Origin of the sequence: Streptococcus sp. 1559, assembly GCF_013276735.1 — a bacterium.
In the GTDB taxonomy this organism is placed as follows: Bacteria; Bacillota; Bacilli; order Lactobacillales; family Streptococcaceae; genus Streptococcus; species Streptococcus pseudopneumoniae.
The window spans coordinates 48,592-66,896 of sequence record NZ_VMLO01000009.1; the positions used below are offsets into that span (position 1 = coordinate 48,592).

The 18,305-nt window shown below is 40.9% G+C and carries 16 protein-coding genes and 1 tRNA gene; all 17 read right to left on the reverse strand.

The annotated features are described in order from the left end of the window. Position 1 precedes the first annotated feature (1 nt). The 17 genes from HT688_RS02420 to HT688_RS02500 all read right to left on the reverse strand — a co-directional run bounded on the left by HT688_RS02420 (position 2) and on the right by HT688_RS02500 (position 18,201). Positions 2-820, reverse strand: a complete 819-nt coding sequence (locus tag HT688_RS02420) for a Cof-type HAD-IIB family hydrolase (protein ID WP_055386921.1) — start codon at positions 818-820, stop codon at positions 2-4. Further along, positions 820-1,614: a Cof-type HAD-IIB family hydrolase gene (locus HT688_RS02425; RefSeq protein WP_172923528.1), complete on the reverse strand. Its 795-nt coding sequence runs from the start codon at positions 1,612-1,614 to the stop codon at positions 820-822. The genes HT688_RS02420 and HT688_RS02425 overlap by 1 nt, the downstream gene beginning before the upstream one ends. Further along, the gene (smc, locus tag HT688_RS02430) at positions 1,611-5,150 is read right to left on the reverse strand and encodes a chromosome segregation protein SMC (RefSeq protein WP_172923529.1); all 3,540 of its coding nucleotides are present in this window, start codon (positions 5,148-5,150) and stop codon (positions 1,611-1,613) included. Before smc ends, HT688_RS02425 begins: the two co-directional genes overlap by 4 nt. Further along, positions 5,141-5,839 (reverse strand): ribonuclease III, encoded by a 699-nt coding sequence (gene rnc, locus HT688_RS02435; protein WP_138700098.1) that lies wholly within the window; start codon positions 5,837-5,839, stop codon positions 5,141-5,143. Before rnc ends, smc begins: the two co-directional genes overlap by 10 nt. Positions 5,840-6,018: 179 nt before the next feature. Then, positions 6,019-6,090 (reverse strand) — tRNA-Arg (locus HT688_RS02440). A gap of 65 nt (positions 6,091-6,155) precedes the next feature. Further along, positions 6,156-7,142: a GMP reductase gene (locus HT688_RS02445; RefSeq protein WP_172923530.1), complete on the reverse strand. Its 987-nt coding sequence runs from the start codon at positions 7,140-7,142 to the stop codon at positions 6,156-6,158. 174 nt (positions 7,143-7,316) lie between these two features. After that, positions 7,317-8,621, reverse strand: coding sequence for an McrC family protein (locus tag HT688_RS02450; RefSeq protein WP_172923539.1), 1,305 nt, complete (start codon positions 8,619-8,621; stop codon positions 7,317-7,319). After that, on the reverse strand, positions 8,608-10,305 hold the full coding sequence (locus HT688_RS02455) for an AAA family ATPase (RefSeq protein ID WP_524539347.1): 1,698 nt from the start codon (positions 10,303-10,305) through the stop codon (positions 8,608-8,610). The genes HT688_RS02450 and HT688_RS02455 overlap by 14 nt, the downstream gene beginning before the upstream one ends. 124 nt (positions 10,306-10,429) lie before the next feature. Then, positions 10,430-11,209: an L-threonylcarbamoyladenylate synthase gene (locus HT688_RS02460; RefSeq protein ID WP_000160496.1), complete on the reverse strand. Its 780-nt coding sequence runs from the start codon at positions 11,207-11,209 to the stop codon at positions 10,430-10,432. A gap of 27 nt (positions 11,210-11,236) precedes the next feature. After that, positions 11,237-11,830: a 3-isopropylmalate dehydratase small subunit gene (gene leuD / locus HT688_RS02465; protein ID WP_172923531.1), complete on the reverse strand. Its 594-nt coding sequence runs from the start codon at positions 11,828-11,830 to the stop codon at positions 11,237-11,239. A gap of 9 nt (positions 11,831-11,839) precedes the next feature. After that, entirely contained in the window at positions 11,840-13,222 is a 1,383-nt protein-coding gene (gene leuC, locus HT688_RS02470; RefSeq protein WP_172923532.1) for a 3-isopropylmalate dehydratase large subunit, read from the reverse strand. A 3-nt stretch (positions 13,223-13,225) separates the two neighbouring features. Beyond that, positions 13,226-13,495, reverse strand: coding sequence for a DUF1294 domain-containing protein (locus HT688_RS02475; protein WP_172923533.1), 270 nt, complete (start codon positions 13,493-13,495; stop codon positions 13,226-13,228). After that, positions 13,492-14,529 carry a 3-isopropylmalate dehydrogenase gene (gene leuB / locus HT688_RS02480; RefSeq protein ID WP_172923534.1) on the reverse strand — a complete coding sequence of 346 codons (1,038 nt, stop codon included), beginning with the start codon at positions 14,527-14,529 and terminating at the stop codon, positions 13,492-13,494. Before leuB ends, HT688_RS02475 begins: the two co-directional genes overlap by 4 nt. A gap of 11 nt (positions 14,530-14,540) precedes the next feature. Further along, positions 14,541-16,103 carry a 2-isopropylmalate synthase gene (locus HT688_RS02485; RefSeq protein WP_172923535.1) on the reverse strand — a complete coding sequence of 521 codons (1,563 nt, stop codon included), beginning with the start codon at positions 16,101-16,103 and terminating at the stop codon, positions 14,541-14,543. 313 nt (positions 16,104-16,416) lie between these two features. Continuing rightward, the gene (locus HT688_RS02490) at positions 16,417-17,073 is read right to left on the reverse strand and encodes an MmcQ/YjbR family DNA-binding protein (RefSeq protein ID WP_172923536.1); all 657 of its coding nucleotides are present in this window, start codon (positions 17,071-17,073) and stop codon (positions 16,417-16,419) included. 43 nt (positions 17,074-17,116) lie between these two features. Next, on the reverse strand, positions 17,117-17,749 hold the full coding sequence (locus tag HT688_RS02495; RefSeq protein ID WP_172923537.1) for a copper homeostasis protein CutC: 633 nt from the start codon (positions 17,747-17,749) through the stop codon (positions 17,117-17,119). Between the two features lie 92 nt (positions 17,750-17,841). Next, a complete protein-coding gene (locus tag HT688_RS02500; RefSeq protein ID WP_050083961.1) occupies positions 17,842-18,201 on the reverse strand; it encodes a YbaN family protein in 360 nt (119 codons plus the stop codon). Between the last annotated feature and the right edge of the window lie 104 nt (positions 18,202-18,305).

Below are 18,305 nucleotides of genomic sequence, written 5' to 3' on the forward strand. Positions count from 1 at the left end.
CTTAGTTCTCCTTTAGCACATATTCTTCGATAGCCCAGGCAACAGCTTCTTCATCATTGGTCATTGGAGTCACTACATTTGCGACTGCCTTGACTTCAGGAACAGCGTTTTGCATGGCAACACCGAGTCCTGCCCATTCAATCATAGAAAGGTCATTGGCTTCATCACCACAGGCCATGACTTGGCTTTGGTCGATTCCTAGATGGCTGATTAGTTTTGCCAAACCTGTTGCTTTATGAACATTCTTTGGTGACCACTCTAGCAACATTTCACGTGATTTAAAGATTTCATATTGGTCAAACAATTCTGGAGAAATCTTCTGAATAGCTGCATCCAAGGGTTCTTGAGCAAAGGCAGTCACACATTTATTGTAAGTCGTTTGACTAGATAGGTCTTCAAAGTCCACTGGAACAAAAGTCAAAGCTGGATTAAATTTGGCATAAAGACTTTCTTGGTCAGATTGAATTTGATAAACTGTTCCTTCTGAGATGGCATCAAGAGGCAGTGATAATTTCTCTGTTTCTTCATACAAGCGTGCCACATCATCATATGAAAAGACTGTTTTATCAAGGATTTCTCCTGTATTTTTCTGAACCAAACCACCATTAAAGGTAATCGTATACTCATCTTCCTGACCGTCAGTCCCTAACTCATGGAGAAAGAAGTCCATGGCTTTTAAGGGACGACCAGTTGTCAATACGACCTTGATACCACGATCACGCGCAGCTTTCAAAGTTGCCTTGGTGCGATCCGTCAACCTTTTATCAGTAGTCAGCAAGGTCCCGTCCAAGTCCAATGCAATCAATTTTATATCTACCATTATAAGCCCTCCATATAAGCTATAACCGACTGGTCTTTATGGTGACCAATCACAGTCTCTGCTAATTCTAAAATTTCTGGTCGTGCATTTTCAGGAGCCACAGGATGTCCCACAACCTGCATCATATGCAAATCATTTAGATTGTCTCCAAAAGCCATAACCTGATCCATTGTGATACCAAGTTTTTTAGCTAATTCAACAATAGCCACACCCTTATCGACATAGTCCAGAACAATATCAATGGATTCAAAACCAGTTGTCATGGCCTTAACACCAGGGACATTTTCATTAACCCAAGTTTCACCAGCTTCTAGCGTTTCTTCTGTGAAGTTGGTTGTAAATTTGAAAATGTCATCTGTAATATCTTCCAGACTCGCTACTTTTTGGATATTTTCATTATAGTGCTGACTCACTTTTAAATAGGTCTCATCAACCGTATCTAGAACATAAGCTCCCTTTTTTCCCGTCAAGAGCAGTTTATTGATATCTACATAAGGTGAAGTTCTCAGCCTTTCAAAAGTTGATAGATAAAACTCACGAGACATGGTCGCTTCATACAAGTCTTGACCTCGATACTCTACCAAACTGCCATTTTCCGCGATGAAAATGATGTCATCACGAACATCAGCAAATAATTTTTCTAAGGATAGAAATCCGCGCCCCGAAGCCACCGCAAAGTAAATCCCTTTTTCCTTGTAGGAAGCTAAAAGGGACTTGAGGCGATCCATATCAAAGCGTCCATTCTCATCCAGGAAGGTTCCGTCCATATCTGTTGCTACTAGTTTAATTGTCATCCTTCAATACTTTCTAAATCTTTTAACTTAACCGAAACAATTTTTGAGACACCTGATTCTTGCATGGTCACTCCATAGATAGAATCAGCAGCTGCCATGGTTCCCTTACGGTGGGTCACAACGATAAACTGGCTGTCCTTGTCAAAGCGGTTGAGGTAATCCCCAAAACGTTTAACATTAGCTTCATCCAGCGCAGCTTCCACCTCATCCAAGATTACAAATGGGATAGTCTTAACTCGAATGATAGAGAAAAGCAAAGCTAGAGCTGACAGAGCTTTTTCACCACCACTCATGAGGTTAAGCGACTGGATTTTTTTACCTGGAGGTTGAACAGAAATCTCAACCCCAGCTGTCAGCAAATCCCCCTCAGTCAAAATCAGGTCCGCCTGACCTCCACCAAACATCTGCTTGAATGTCACTTTAAAGGACTCACGAATGGCTTCAAAGGTTGATTTAAAGCGTTCCTTGACCTCATCATTCATCTCTGTGATAGTCTCAAGGAGCAGATTTTTCGCTGACAAAATATCATCTCGCTGACTATTTAGAAAGTCCAGACGGTTGTGAACTTCTTCATACTGGTCAATAGCTTCCAAGTTGACAGGACCCAGTGTGCGAATAGCCTTCTCTAAATCCTGCACCTCTTGCTCTGCCAGATTGAGGTTTTCCAATTCATGTGCCTTTTCTAGTGCTTCAGTATAGCTAATCTGATACTGGTCTGTCAATTGACTTTGTAGATGGCGCAAGCGCTCGCTGACCTTTTCTTTCTTGGCTTCAGCACGTGTTTGCTTGCGAATCCACTCTTCATTCTGCTGGCGAGCCTGGTCCAAATGACTAGCAATATCATCCAGCTGACCTTCAATATCATCCAACTCAAACTGCTTGCGAATCAAACCTTGTTGGAGGCTTGTTTTCTGAGTTTTGGCTTCTTCCGACTGTTGACTGAGCAATTCTGTATCAACCTTCTCCAGATTATCAACCTTTTCTTGAAGAAGGCACTGAATTTCCTCTTGCTCGATATTCAGATTATCCAATTCCTTGCCTAAACGTTCAATATCAGCAACTTCATAACGTTTTTGTCCTTGCAGTTCTGTCTTAAGCAGGCGAGCTTGCGCTAGCTCTTCCTGCAAGTTTTGATAACGTTCTTGGATGGCGTTTTTGTTAGACTTAATCTCTTCAATCTCAGCTTCCAGATTTTGCTTGTCACTGGCGATAGTAGCAAGGCACTCTTGGCATTTTTCCTTATCCGCTTGCCAATCTCCCTCAGTAAGACGATCTAATTCCTCTTCTTGGAGTTTCCAAAGAGTTTCTAGCTCTTCAACTTGCTGACTAGTTTGCTGATAAGCGAGGGACAAGCCTTGCTCCTGAATACGAGCCTGCTCTCCTTGATATTTGATAGCTTCTAATGATTCGGTCAATCTAGCCATCTGGTCTTGTAAGGTCTTCAAAGCCACTTCTTCTGAACGAAGACTTGCTTCTTCTTCAGCAATTTCTTTTTGTAATTGCTCCAGTTCTGGCTTGATGAAAATGCTGTTATTCTGGCGATTAGCTCCACCTGCATAGGAACCACCTGTACGCAACTCTGTCCCATCCAATGTCACCATGCGAACCTGATAACGAACTTGTCGAGCAGCTTCACGCGCATGTTCTACTGTATCAAAAATCGCTGTCGTAGCTAGTAAATTCTTGAAAATAGCTTCCAGTCTAGTATCGAATGTCACCAACTCATCTGCCATGCCCAGAAATCCCGGACTTGCAGCGATAGCATCTTGATTCTGACTAGAAATCGTACGCGCCTTGATCGTTGTCAACGGAAGGAAGGTTGCGCGACCAGCCCTGTTGCGCTTTAGGAAATCAATCGCCTTAGTCGCCGCGTTCTCATCCTCTACGATGATGTGCTGACTGCTTGCTCCAAGCGCAATCTCTAAGGCAGTTTGATAATGAACATCAAAGGTCAGATGCTCACTAACTGCCCCAATAATCCCACCAAGGCGGTCTTTTTCTTGGAGGACACTCTTAACACCTGCATAAAAGTTACTATGATTTCTCAGGATATTTTCCAAACTTTGAGCTCTGGCCTGCTTGTTTTTGAGATTATCCAGACGGTCAAAGAGTTGACTTTGTTGAGCTTGATAGGAAGCTTTCTGCTCCTCTTGCTCCTTGGCAATAGCTTGGTAGTCGACCAGTAATTTCTGAACCTGCTCCTTAGCAGATTCAAGCTCCGCCTTTTGCTGACTAGCCTTCTCTTTAGCTGTAGCCAGCTGTTCTTTCAGCTTTTCTAATTGATCTGCTTGTTTTTGAGAAAGCTGACGACTATTTTCCAACTCATTCTCAATACGAGTCAGTTGGTTTGAGACATCCGCTTCTTCTTGTAAAAGAGCTACAAAGCGTTCACGCAAAAGCTCAATCATCTGATCAGGATCATCTGAAAAAGCCAGCAATTCAGCCTCTAGTCGATTGAGTTTTTGATTATTTTGGACTAGATTTTCCTCTAAAAGTGCCAAAGAGCTTTCCTTATCAGATTTTTCTTGGCTGAGTAAATTTCTCTTATCCTCCAAAGCAGCCAAACGGGCTTGTGCCTCCTGTTGATTGAGGGCTACTTGCTCAGATTCTAATTTCGATAGGGCTAATTTTCTCTCTAAATCACTAATCAGACTGGTCAAATCCATCAAACTGCCTTGGTCTTTGGCCATTTCAGCCTGTAAATCTTGGCGTTGCTTCTTGAGATTCTGATTTTCTTCTTCTAATTTTTCACGCTTTTGGTAATAACTAGTCAAGAGTTCTTGAACCTGTGCCAACTCTTCTTCTGTCGAGTCTAGTTCAGCTTTATTTTCCTTGATTTGAGCAACAAGGACATCCAAGTAAATAGCCTTGCGTTGACCTTCCAAGTCTAGAAACTTACGGGCATTCTCAGCTTGCTTCTCAAGAGGCTTGATTTGATTATCCAACTCGTAGATAATGTCTTCAAGGCGGTCTAAATTATCCTGAGTTTGTTGCAATTTGCTCTCAGTCTCTTTTCTACGAGTCTTGTATTTCAAAACTCCAGCAGCTTCTTCAAAAATTGCACGGCGTTCTTCAGGCTTGGAATTGAAAATCTCCTCAACCTTCCCTTGGGAAATGATAGAGAAGGAATCTCGTCCCAAACCTGTATCCAAGAAAAGATCATGAATATCACGCAGACGGACTTTCTTACCGTCAATCTTGTATTCACTATCTCCACTACGATAGATATGGCGCTCGACCTTGATTTCTTGACTAGCATCCTTGATAAATCCATCTTGATTATCCAGAGTCACAACTACAGAAGCATAATTGAGCGGTTTGCGACTTTCAGTTCCAGCAAAAATGACATCCGGCATCTTGCCGCCACGGAGACTCTTAACACTTGACTCCCCCAAGGCCCAACGCAGACTTTCTGTAATATTTGACTTTCCAGATCCATTGGGTCCAACAACTGCCGTCACACCTTGGTCAAAAACGACCTTGGTCTTATCAGCAAAAGACTTGAATCCCTGAATTTCGATTTCCTTTAAATACATGAATCCAGCCCTTTCTCAACGGCATTTTTGGCAGCTTCCTGCTCTGCTAGTTTCTTAGAACGACCTTGACCTTGACCAATGCTCTTACCTTCGACAAGAACTTCTACATCAAAGACCTTATCGTGGGCAGGACCCGTTTCAGAAATTACCTGATAACGAATAGCCACATCTCCATTGACCTGAAGTAACTCTTGGAGATGGGTTTTGTAGTCTGTAATCATTTCAAATTCGCCTGCTTCAACCTTAGGAATCATGACTTGATAGATAAATTCCTTGACCCTGGCCACATCCTTGTCCAAAAGGAGAGCACCAAGAAAGGCTTCGAAGGCATCACCAAGAATGGTGTCACGATTGCGTCCACCAGACTTTTCTTCCCCCTTACCCAGCTTGATAAACTGATCAAACTGGCAATCACGCGCAAAACCAGCCAAACTCTCCTCGCGAACAATCATGGCACGGAGTTTAGACAAATCACCCTCAGGCTTTTTAGGATATTTTTTATACAGATATTCTGAAATCAATAACTGTAGAACAGCGTCTCCTAAAAATTCCAAGCGTTCATTGTGTGAAATTTTTAAGAGGCGATGCTCATTGGCATAACTCGTATGAGTAAAAGCAGTTTCCAGTAACTTTTTGTCTGCAAATTCGATTGCAAAATGGTTTTTAAGTACAGTTTGTAATTCTTTCATACCAACCTCTTTCTAACTGATAACAGTCCTTTTTATTATATCAAAAAAAGCCTCCTGAGTCACTCTAAAACGGGACTGGAGAGCATTTGGGCATTCTTTAGAATGAAGTTTTCAGTCTTAGAGGCAAATTGGGGGCAAGATAAAAAAAGCCCTACTAAAGGCTTTTTAGGATGTTTACATCCACCCTGAGGGAATCGAACCCCCATCTCAAGAACCGGAATCTTACGTGATATCCATTACACTAAGGGTGGAAACTTGTTTTATTATAACAGAAATTTGCTCTAATAACAAGTTTTTTCTGGTCAAATAGCCCGTCCTAGTGGGAAGCATCCCCATTCCAGATGGAGTTTTTCACGATCACATAATCAACGTGTTTAAGGTCAGCAACCTGACGTCCACCTGCATAAGAAATAGCACTTTGAAGGTCTTGTTCCATCTCAGTTAAAGTGTCTTGTAAATGACCTTTGGCAGGAAGTAAGATGCGTTTTCCTTCCACATTTTTGTAAGCACCTTTTTGATATTGTGAGGCTGAACCATAATATTCTTTGAACTGTTCACCATCAACTTCAATCGTTTTCCCTGGACTTTCAATATGTCCTGCAAAGAGGGACCCAATCATGACCATGCTGGCACCAAAACGAATAGACTTGGCAATATCACCGTGAGTACGAATTCCTCCATCAGCGATAATCGGTTTACGCGCAGCCTTGGCACACCAACGGAGAGCAGCCAACTGCCAACCACCTGTACCAAAACCAGTCTTAACCTTAGTGATACAAACCTTACCAGGACCGATTCCGACCTTAGTGGCATCCGCACCAGCATTTTCCAATTCACGCACAGCTTCTGGTGTTCCCACATTTCCAGCAATGACAAAAGTATCTGGCAATTCTTTCTTAATGTGTTGAATCATAGAAATCACGCTATCCGCATGACCATGGGCAATATCAATCGTGATGTATTCTGGAGCATCAGCCTTGAGCTCGCTGACAAAATCATACTCATAATCCTTAACACCGACAGAGATAGAAGCAATGAGCCCTTGATCGTGCATGCGTTTAATAAAAGGAATGCGTCCTGCCTCATCAAAACGGTGCATAATGTAGAAGTACCCACCTTTAGCCAGTTGCTCTGCTACATTTTCATCCAAAATCGTCTGCATATTAGCTGGCACAACAGGTAGTTTAAAGGTGTGATTTCCTAGAGTGACACTTGTGTCCGCTTCTGCACGGCTTTTAATCACACATTTATTTGGAATCAATTGAATATCTTCGTAATCAAAAATTGGAAATTCATTTAACATATCGATGTCTCGTTTCTTTTGTAATGACCTACCTATGCTCTCGCATCACTACGCCTTTTCCGACGTTTCCTTAATTTATTATAAACCAAAGTACAGTTTTTGTCAAATAATTTTATAAATTAAAATGTATCGTTCGGGTTTTGCTTGTGTTAAAAATAAAAGAAAGAGGGGAAATTATTTTCTCCCCACTTCTTCATCAATAATCGCTTTAAAATTTTCTTCTGAATTTTCCATCATTTTACAAAATGCACTATAGGATGAGGCATTCTGAGGGATTCGAATAGACCACTTCTTCAATTGAGCTCCATAGCCAGCTACTTTTCCTATTTCACTATTTACTGACTGCTCCATACTAGGAAAAATCAGTCCAGCCTTCTCAGCTTTTAAAATATAAGAATAGGAAATCAGCTGGAACAAGTCCTCACGATTTATTCCTTTTTCAGCCTTTTCAAGCTTTTTATATTTAGCATCTAATACTATTTTAAGCTCTTCTTGATAAAAATCTGGATATACTTTTCTTTCTTGACTAGAAAATACTGAAATTCCGTCCGTCTTATCTTTATTCCGTGGATGGATAAAATCTTTTGGCAACAAAATATGAACATACTCTTCCCAAAGCCAGGCAACATCAAAAAGAATACCATGAATTTTTTGATTTTGATACCCTAAACCGTGCTTTTCTTGGTTTAGAATCATCAGACAAAGTTCTTGTAACTTTCTGTACTCATTAAAGTATGCATGACGTAGAGGTTTAGATTGATTTCCCCGAATAATCTTCACACGATCAGCTAGTTTATAGGCAGGGGTTACACGAGTAATTTCAGCTATTGTTTCACGATCACTATCGAGCATAACTCCAAAGCTTTTTTGAGTCTTTATGTACTCAATCGTATGCCGAATTAACTGCATGATAGGATTATCATAGGTGAACTCTCTCGTTGTGTAGGCAATATTTCCCGTGAAAGGAAGATTTTTCTTGAGATGATTTCCTACATCAACTACTCCTTTTACATGACTATCGTTATGGAAAAATCTCTGATATTCCTTATAAAGACCTTTTCGGAGAGCAGCTTGAAGATACTTGGGAAAGAGATACATCAAAAGTTGATAGAGTTTATCTTCACGCGACAAAGATACATCTAAACTAGTAAGATTGATATGAAGAACCTTTTGTAAAAGATAATGTAAAAAATAGTCATCACCTTTAATCGAAAAACGAGAGGAGATTGTTAATCTTTCCTGACCACACCCCAGAAAACCAATCACATTTCCTGTCTTGATTTCCTGATTGACCGTTTCCAAAATCTTTTGTTTCTTATCCAAATCTGGAGAATATTGTAGGTCATTTGGGAAAACAAAGATACTGTCTTCTTGAGAAAGATTTCCTAATGTTCTATCTAAAAGAAGTTTGTTTAGTTTGGGATATTCTGCGACAAAGTCTTCTTTAGTAATTTTATACTGATTATCAGTTATCCGCATCATCACTCTCAACGCTTTCATCGTCACTCTTATCTGACTGACTTGCTTCCTCACTAGTTGTTTTGTTAAATGCTTTTTTCAATGTTTTAAGGGTTTCATCTTCCTTATAAAAACCACGCAAGTAGTCTTCCAAAAGCGGTTCGAGATAATCAGACCAGAGTAATTCATAGTCAAAATCTACATCCTTCAACTTAAGGAAATAACTTGGCCCTATATGGTAATGACTGTTTAATTCCTGAACGTTTTCAATAGCAGCATTCAAATTTCTAAGACGAAGTTTTGCTTCTTCCGCACCGTCTTTGAGTTCTTCATCTAGCATTCCTAACTGACTTTCAGCTGTTATTTCTACAAAACGAAAGCGACGACGCATAGCAAAATCAAAGGTATCCACCGAACGGTCAATGTCGTTCATGGTCCCTATAATATAGATATTCTCAGGAATATAAAACTTGTCATCACTTTCGTGTAGATTGGCATATTGGGTAGAAACACTTCCCTTTTCACCACGATAGCTAGGATCAATTGAGAAAAAGAGTTCTCCAAAAATCTTAGAAATCTCACCACGGTTGATTTCATCGATGATGAAGACGAAGTTTTTAATACTTGATATTACATCTGCTTCTTTAAAAGTTTTTAATGCAAACCTTTCTTTCAAGACTTTTAGGACTGTTTTTCCGCCACTCTTATAATATCTTTGCTTATCATAATTCTTATTTTTATATAATTCATAAACATAATGTCGAGGCAATGTCCATCCAGATACTCCACTATCATAATTGACAGATAAATTTTGCCTGCTATTAACTGACAAGTAAGATGTCTTTGTTAAATACTCCTTCTCTTCAGTGGTATTTATAAACTCCAAATAAGATTCCCAGGCTTCCTCAAAATTATCCTGACCGCCTGTCTTTTGCGCTAATTTAGCTCTTTCGCAAAAATTTTTAAAAATTCCACCCTGCAATCCGAAGTTTATCTGCCCATCATCACCTGGAAGCGGTCGCAACCCCTCTACAAAATCCGTATAGTCATAGGATGGATGAAACTGTACAAAGCCGATTTGCTCCTCATGGCCTTCCGTTAACTCTTTAGCAATTTCTTTAGCAAGATAAGTTTTTCCTGTACCAGGTGCACCTCGGAGGATGAGGTTTTTGGATGAAAGTAAAATATTTTTATACTCGTTGATATTTTCTGATGCGTTTTCCTCGTTTTGAACATCTGTAATCTTATCTTTTTCAATATTAAAATCCATATATAACTCATCAAGACTTGAATATGTTAATAAAGATACTGTTGTAAAGTTCCATTTCTTAGTTTCAAGAGAATTTAATTGGAAATCACCAAATTTACTAATCGGAATGATTTTAAATCGTCTTGGATACCCTTCGAACTCACTATTTTCAACATATTGATAAGGACCAATTATTTTAGCCAAAAAAGAAGCCCGTAGATTCTTCCTAGGAACTACTACTAAATCTCCTATACTGACTCCATTTTGAAGGAGTGCTACTTGATTCTCTTGTTTTCTAGGTCTTTCTTCCCCATTATAAGGATAATTTTTTTCTTCTATATTATCAAATCCGATATATAGAACATTATCCTTAAAAGATTTCTTATGCAATTTTATGTTATTGGTTCCACCAACTGAAATTTTCCAGACTCTTATATTCGACATAAATTCCTCCATTTTCACATTAACATATAATACCTTTTTACATAATAACACTATTAAAGAAGCAAAGCAAGAAATTAAATAAAAAGTCCAGTGTCAGGAGCTTCAATGTCTCATAACACTAGACTTCTTTTAAATATTAATAATACTCGCCCTGACGGTAATCCCATGAGTTAAAGGTATCTGACAGGTGCATCATAATCTTATCAATGTCAAGCCCTTTACGGATTACAACTGGAGCTGGTGAAGTTGATCGTGCTCCCCCTTGTTCTGGGATGAGTTTGCCATCTTTATCGACCATAGACACCATCACGCCTTGCTCATAGCGAGTTTCAATCGTTTTGTCAGGTTGGATGGATGCCACATAGTCGTCTGCTTCGATGACAAGGTCTACAGCTCCTTCGATACGTTCTCCGATACCTTCTACCTTACCACGGTTTCCTTTTCCAGATGGGTTAGCTGATGAGGCATAAACCATCTTGCCTTCTTCCCAAAGTTTGGCAGCCAATTGTTCACCAGCTTTCCCAAACTTGATAACAAAACAGCTAGTACCACGCACGTCAGTCATAAGTTCTTCACGGCCATCACCGTATGCTTTGAGTTTTTCAAAGGCTTCTGGTTTCCAAGGAAGGATACAACCAAGAAGAATATCTTCATCCCAATGTTTTTGGTAAAAGGCTTCAATTTCTGGGTTAAGTTGTGCTAAAGCACGAAGCTCATCCATGCTACCGCAGAGAACAACACCTGGTTTGTTACGGTTACGCTCTTTAGCTTCAAACTTACGTTCAAGACCAGCCTTATCGCTAGTCATAATAATGTAACCAACTTTTGTAGGGCAAACGATACATCCACCCTCACCTTTTAAAATGTCATAGCCTTCTTGTGAAAGTGTTCCCTTCCATTGAATGTGTTTTGTCATAGTTCTATTTCCTTTTCTATTTTTCTTCTAATCCTGCCAGTAGGCTGGTCGTTGTTTTTCATAAGCAGCAATCAAATCTTCATACTGCAAGGTAATACCGATATCATCCAAACCATTTAAGAGTTTGTGTTTCCATTCACTATCGATTTCAAAAGTGAATTCTCCAATTGGTGAGATGATTTTTTGTTGTTCCAAGTCCACAGTTACCTGATCGGTTGGTTTTAGCTGGGCTAGTTTCTCTCTAACCTCTCTAGCCTGAACAATAGGTAACATGCCATTATTGAGTTCATTATTGTAATGAATGTCACCAAAAGATCCTGCAATCACGACCTTAAAACCATAGTCTGCTAAGGCCCAAGCTGCATGTTCCCTAGAAGACCCTGCCCCAAAGTTATCCCCTGAAATGAGAATACTAGCTTTCCGATATTCAGGTCGGTTAAAGACAAAGTCTGGATCCTCAGTATACTTGTCATCCAAATAACGCCAAGCATACATGAGGTACTTACCAAAGCCTTTTTTATCAATTAACTTGAGAAACTGCTTGGGTAGGATTTGGTCGGTGTCGATGTTATCATTCATGAGAGGAACGGTCGTTCCCGTATAAACTGTAAATTTCTCCATATCCTCTCCTTACTGGGCTTCTGGCATTTTCCGAACATCTACAAAGCGCCCTGCAATAGCTGCTGCTGCTGCCATGGCTGGACTGCAGAGGTGGGTCTTAGCACCAAAGCCTTGTCTGTCTTCAAAGTTGCGGTTGCTTGTTGAGGCACAGTGAACACCATCAGGTACCTTATCAGGATTCATCCCTAGGCACATGGAGCAACCCGGGTCTCTCCACTCAAATCCAGCATCCAGAAAGACCTTGTCCAATCCCAACTTCTCAGCAGCTCGTTTGACAGGACGAGAGCCTGGGACTACGATAGCCGTTAAGTTAGGAGCTATTTTCTTCCCTTTGACAAATCGCGCAGCCAGTTGCAAGTCGCTGAGACGAGCATTGGTACATGAACCTATAAAGATATAGCCTAGTTCAATATCAGCTGGCTTTTGACCTGGCTCTAAGTCCATGTAGTTGTAAGCTCGCTCATCATTCATATCTTTAATTTCTGGGAAGCTACTGTCAAAGTCAACCCCCATAGCGGGATTGGTTCCCCAAGTTACCATGGGAGCCAATCCTGAGACATCCATCTGGATAACCTTATCATAAACGGCATCCTCATCACTGACAATTGTTTTCCAATCAGCCACAGCCTCTTCAAAGTCCTCTGGAACACACTCCCGTCCCTTGAGATAATCATAGGTGGTTTGATCCGGATTCATAATCCCCATCTTGGATCCAAACTCGATGGACATATTGCAGATGGTCATGCGCTCTTCCATGCTCAGTGCATCAATTGCTTGTCCACGATATTCCACCACGTATCCAACGCCGCAAGCAACGCCATACTTGGCAATCAAGGCTAAAATGAAATCCTTGGAATAAACTCCTTTTTGAGGAACTCCAGTGAATTCTACCAGCATTTTCTTGGGTTTGACCTGCCAGAGTGTCTGTGTCGCAAAGACATGTTCGACTTCACTAGTTCCAATTCCAAAGGCGATTGCTCCGAAAGCCCCGTGGGTTGCTGTATGGCTGTCTCCACAGACGATGAACTTCCCTGGTTGGGTTCGTCCTGTTTCTGGACCAACCATGTGAACAATCCCTTGCTTCTCAGAACCGTGAGCAGCATGTTCGATCCCAAACTCCTCAACATTTTCAGCTAACTTATCAATTTGCGCTTTCGAAATGACATCTCGAATATCATAGATATTGACCGTCGGGACATTGTGGTCAAAGGTTCCAAATGTCAAATCTGGTCGTCTCAATCTACGACCTGCGTCTCGTAATCCTTGAAAGGCTTGGGGACTGGTCACCTCGTGAATATAGTGTTGATCCACATACATGAGTTGGGGCTGCCCCTCTTCTCCTGTGATGACATGACGCTCCCATAATTTATCAAAAATCGTTTTTCCTGCCATCCATTACCTCCAAATAAAATATAAGGCTACTAGTGTGGTCACCATCCCAAGAAACCAAACCGTTTTAAAATACCATTTTCTAGTCTTGTGGTGAAAGGCGATTCCTGCTAACCAAGCACCAAATCCACCACAAGCAAAGGCTAAAATAAGTAAGATTTTCTCTGGGATGCGCCAAGCTCTTCTCCTTGCCTTGGATTTGTCAATGCCATAAATCAAGAAAACCATGACATTCCAAATCAAAAGGACTAGAGTAATTTTTTCGTCTAACTTCATAACCTTGCAATAATAGCTTCCGTCATTTCCTTGGTCGAAGCCTGTCCACCTATATCTCTTGTTAAAATTCCTGCCGCCAGACTTGCCTCAACAGCACGCTCGATACGCTCTGCATCCTCATAACGTCCAAAACTATCTCTCAACATCATGGCCACTGATAAAATCATGGAGATAGGATTGGCAATTCCTTGACCTGCAATATCAGGTGCTGAACCGTGAATTGGCTCATAGAGACTTGGACCATTTTCAGAATGACTGGCTGATGGCATGACTCCAAGTGTACCAGATAAAACGCTTGATTCATCAGATAGAATATCTCCGAAAAGATTTTCTGTCACGATGACATCAAACTTAGTAGGATTGGTAATCATGAGCATGGCAGCTGAGTCCACTAACTGGTGTTCCAAGGTTACATCTGGGAAATCCTGCGCGACTTCCTCAGCTACTTTCCGCCAGAGTTTTGATGTTGCCAACACATTTTGCTTATCGATACTAGTAAGGATTTTTCTGCGATTTCTTGCGATTTCAAAGGCCTTGCGAATAATACGTTCTACTTCCTCATAGCTATAGTCGTTGATATCACACGCTTTGCGCTCTTCAAGGATATGATTCCCAAAGTAAATCCCACCTGTCAACTCACGTACCACGACAAAGTCTACACCAGCAATTCGTTCCGGTTTGAGTGGTGACAAATGCTTAAGACTGTCAAAGATTTTTACAGGGCGAATATTAGCATAGAGATTGAGTTTCTTACGGAGAGCCAGCAAGCCTTGTTCAGGCCGAATCGCTGCCCCATCATACTGAGGACTACCGATAGCCGCTAGGAGAATGGCATCTGCTTCTCTACATGCCTTGAGGGTTTCATCAGGTAAGGGATGCCCTGCTGCATCAATACCTGCACCTCCGAAGGGTCGTCTGTCAACCTCATAGTCAAAATCTGTTTTTTCAGCTAGAGCCTCCAGAACTTCTAAACCAGCCTCCATGATTTCTGGGCCAATTCCGTCCCCTGCTAGAGCTACTATTTTCTTTGTCATAGCCTTCTCCTTTACACACTAGGCATATCGCGGTAAGAAACACTGCGTCCCATTTCACCAGCATTCTCTTTTTGAACAAAGGTATTAGCATTGATGTAGGCAATAGCCGAAGCCTTCAACACATCGAAATCAAGACCTGCTGCATTAAAGATGGTTTCTGTATCTCTGTTTTCAACAGTGACCAAAACCCGAGCTTGGGCATCAATTCCATCTGTCACAGCGTCAATAGTGTAGGACACCAAGCGGACGGATTGGTTAAAGAATTTGTCGATAGCGTTAAAGATCGCTTCAACGGAACCTTGCCCTGTCGCATTGAAATCAACTTTCTCACCATCCATATTGGCTAGGCTAACGAGTGCTTCAATGTCATTATCTGCATGAGTTTGAAGTTGTAAATCATCAAAGTGGAATCCTTCTGGATTTTCAACCATGGTTCCAGCTACCAAAGCTCGAATATCTGCATCTGTGATTTCTTGTTTCTTATCGGCCAGTGCCTTGAACTTCGCAAAGAGTGATTTGATGTCCTCTTCTGTAAAATCTAGGGCCAATTCTCTTAGTTTCTCAACAAAGGCATGGCGACCAGACAATTTTCCAAGCGGAAGACTATTACTCTTAACACCAACCAATTCAGGGGTGATAATCTCATAAGTAAGAGGATTTTTAAGAACTCCATCTTGGTGAATACCAGATTCGTGAGAGAAGGCATTGCCACCAACGACGGCCTTGTTTTTAGGAACTGGAATACCTGAGAAGCGAGAAATCATTTCTGATGTATTGATGGTCTCATTTAGGACAATACTGGTTTCTGCTTGGTAGTAATCTTGGCGAATATTGAGAGCAACTGCTATTTCTTCCAAAGCAGCATTTCCAGCTCTCTCACCAATACCGTTGATAGTTCCTTCAACACGTCCTGCACCATTCTTGACAGCAGCAAGGCTATTAGCTACTGCCATTCCGAGGTCATCGTGGCAGTGAGGCGAATAGATAATCTGACGATCCGTCTTGACATTCTCAATCAAGTATTTGAAGATAGCACCGTACTCCTCTGGCGTGGTAAATCCAACCGTATCAGGGATATTGATATAAGACGCCCCTGCATCGACCGCTGTTTGAACAACTTGCAAGAGGAAATCCAACTCTGTTCTAGTCGCATCTTCAGGAGAGAATTCGACAATCTCAAACTTAGAACGAGCATAAGAAACATGTTCCTTAATAGCTTCCAAAATCTCTTCCTTGCTCTTATTGAGCTTATACTTGCGGTGAATAGGACTAGTAGCGATAAAGACGTGAACCTGTGGATACTTGGCGTCCTTGAGGGCCTCATAACATGCATCAATATCAGACTTGACAGAGCGTGCCAAACCAGTCACCGCTGTTTTCTTCAAGGCCTTAGCAATCTCCTGCACTGCTGTGAATGAATCAGGACTAGCCGCCGGAAAACCAGCTTCTATGGCTGAAATGCCCCATTTCTCCAGCTGCCTTGCAATGGCAATTTTTTCCTTGATTGAAAAATTAACGCCAGGTGTCTGCTCTCCATCCCGAAGGCTGGTATCTAGAAATTCAACTGTTCTCATAAGATTTCCCCTTTTCCAAATGTGATTTTAAAAAAACATCTCGCTCAGAAACCCAAGCGAGATGTTGATTTACTCCCGCTTGGTAAGCCAAACAGGACTAATGCATTTTGCACTAGCCCGAGTACCTCAACAACAAAGCAAATTGATTAAACTTAGCTGTTTTCATGTTTGACTTTCTCCTTCGTTTGATATCTTGTTTAGTATTTTAGCATAGGCAAAAGCTCTTGTCAAGAAAAAATCAAATATTTTCTGAAAATTTCTTCAGTAGAGAATATTTAGCTAATTGAAAGTTATTGAAAATCCTTGAAATATTTCATTTTTTAGAAGTTAAATTCCAGCTTCTTTCTATCAATTCCAGTACCATTTCATCTGACAACGTATCATCAAAAGCCACACTAATCCAGTAGCGTTTGTTCATATGAAAAGCTGGATAAATACCCTTTTGTGAAAGCAGGTCCACTACTTGATCATGTTTGAGGTTGACTGCTTCGACTAAACCTTCTCTACCCTTTTCCAGCTTATCCCAAGAGATTTTCATCAAGACGGCATACCACTTTTGATTTCCTTCATGTCTTAATACTGCCGTATCAGGCGATTTCTCCCACAGATACTCCAACTGGTTTCCATACTTTTCCTGAACCTGAACCATGATACGCTTAGTCTGAGGACAGATAAAATCTTGCACATCAAAACAAGCCTTCCGAATCTGGTAAAGAATCTCCAGACAAGCCTCACGGACACTTCCTACAAAACTCCCACGCATACTTTCCATATGAACTTGAGGATAGAGGTCGCCCGTTTCCTGGTCAAAGACTTGAAAACTCACATTATCAGCAGTGATGGATACAATCATGACAAAGTCACCCTGCAAAATCTGGCAACTATAGGTCCAGACTCCACTATTTTCTACAAAACCAAAAGCTTTAGCCTTTTCGTGATTAAACTGATAGGATTTAAAAATTTCAAACATAAGTTAAAACTGCTACCAAAAGCTAGCAGTTCCTTTCTATTTTTTAAAAGACAACCTTAGTGCCATGCAATTGTGTTACCCCCAGCTGGTCAATAAAGGTTTGACGGTTGTCCAAGTCAATCCCCCCACCTGGTAGAATTTCAATCTTACCTTTAGCGTGCTCTAAAATTCTGTGATAGTGAGCAAAACGTTTGTCTAGCGAGTCACCAGATACTCCAGCACGAGTTAAGATACGAGTGACACCAGCTTGGCTGAGCCAGTCAATAGCTTCTAACTGGTCTTCTTCGCTCAATTCATCAAAGGCCATGTGAAAGACAATTTCCATTCCTTTTGAAGCCTCAATTAGCTTCTCCAGATTAGGCTTATCCAACTTCTTCTCACCAGTTAAAGCCCCAAATACAACCCCTTGACTTCCAGCCTGAGCAGTCAACCGAATGTCTTCTAGCATAATAGCAATTTCTAGGTCATTGTAGACAAAGTCGCCACCACGTGGACGAATCATGGTCATAATGGTCGTATCGTAGTTAGTCGCCAATTCAATCGCTGCCTTGGTCACTCCATAGCTTGGTGTTGTTCCTCCCACTGCTAGATTATCACAGAGTTCAATTCGACGAGCTCCAGCCTGCATCGCTTTTTCAAGCAAGGTCACATTTTCAGCACAAAATTCGTAAATCATTTGATTCTCCTTGAAGATTACTTTAAATTCATTATATCATATTGTTGTGAATATGCTTTCATTTTTATCAAGGCAAATAACTACTATTTTAACTATTCTTTGTCTGGAATGACCTTGAAGAGATAATAAGTGATAAAGATGGTCAAGGCTCCTAGACCAATTTTGACAGGTAAGAGAGGAGCAAAATAAATGGAAATTCCCATCAAAATGTAGATAGATACGATGATTTTTTTCTTGCGTTCACGCGCAATAGACTTAGTCTCGCGAAAATCAGCTACATATGTTTGATAGAGCTTGGTATGGTAAAGCCAATCTTCGAAGCGCTTGGAACTTCTGGAGAAACAAGCAATAGACAACAAAAGGAAAGGCGTTGTCGGCAACAAGGGTAAAACAACTCCAACAATAGCCAAGGCCAGTGATAAAAAACCAATAATTAGATAGATAAGACGCATAACTTCTCCTAGTTAATACTCTTCGAAAATCTCTTCAAACCGCGTCAACGTCGCCTTACCGTAGGTATGGTTCCTGACTTCGTCAGTCTTATCTGCAACCTCAA

Excerpts from the sequence above, each read along its gene's own strand:
- HT688_RS02420 (WP_055386921.1), bottom strand. The coding sequence starts at position 820 with ATGGTAGATATAAAATTGATTGCATTGGACTTGGACGGGACCTTGCTG.
- HT688_RS02425 (WP_172923528.1), bottom strand. The coding sequence starts at position 1,614 with ATGACAATTAAACTAGTAGCAACAGATATGGACGGAACCTTCCTGGAT.
- smc (WP_172923529.1), bottom strand. The coding sequence starts at position 5,150 with ATGTATTTAAAGGAAATCGAAATTCAGGGATTCAAGTCTTTTGCTGAT.
- rnc (WP_138700098.1), bottom strand. The coding sequence starts at position 5,839 with ATGAAAGAATTACAAACTGTACTTAAAAACCATTTTGCAATCGAATTT.
- HT688_RS02445 (WP_172923530.1), bottom strand. The coding sequence starts at position 7,142 with ATGTTAAATGAATTTCCAATTTTTGATTACGAAGATATTCAATTGATT.
- HT688_RS02450 (WP_172923539.1), bottom strand. The coding sequence starts at position 8,621 with ATGCGGATAACTGATAATCAGTATAAAATTACTAAAGAAGACTTTGTC.
- HT688_RS02455 (WP_524539347.1), bottom strand. The coding sequence starts at position 10,305 with ATGGAGGAATTTATGTCGAATATAAGAGTCTGGAAAATTTCAGTTGGT.
- HT688_RS02460 (WP_000160496.1), bottom strand. The coding sequence starts at position 11,209 with ATGACAAAACACATTCAATGGAAGGGAACACTTTCACAAGAAGGCTAT.
- leuD (WP_172923531.1), bottom strand. The coding sequence starts at position 11,830 with ATGGAGAAATTTACAGTTTATACGGGAACGACCGTTCCTCTCATGAAT.
- leuC (WP_172923532.1), bottom strand. The coding sequence starts at position 13,222 with ATGGCAGGAAAAACGATTTTTGATAAATTATGGGAGCGTCATGTCATC.
- HT688_RS02475 (WP_172923533.1), bottom strand. The coding sequence starts at position 13,495 with ATGAAGTTAGACGAAAAAATTACTCTAGTCCTTTTGATTTGGAATGTC.
- leuB (WP_172923534.1), bottom strand. The coding sequence starts at position 14,529 with ATGACAAAGAAAATAGTAGCTCTAGCAGGGGACGGAATTGGCCCAGAA.
- HT688_RS02485 (WP_172923535.1), bottom strand. The coding sequence starts at position 16,103 with ATGAGAACAGTTGAATTTCTAGATACCAGCCTTCGGGATGGAGAGCAG.
- HT688_RS02490 (WP_172923536.1), bottom strand. The coding sequence starts at position 17,073 with ATGTTTGAAATTTTTAAATCCTATCAGTTTAATCACGAAAAGGCTAAA.
- HT688_RS02495 (WP_172923537.1), bottom strand. The coding sequence starts at position 17,749 with ATGATTTACGAATTTTGTGCTGAAAATGTGACCTTGCTTGAAAAAGCG.
- HT688_RS02500 (WP_050083961.1), bottom strand. The coding sequence starts at position 18,201 with ATGCGTCTTATCTATCTAATTATTGGTTTTTTATCACTGGCCTTGGCT.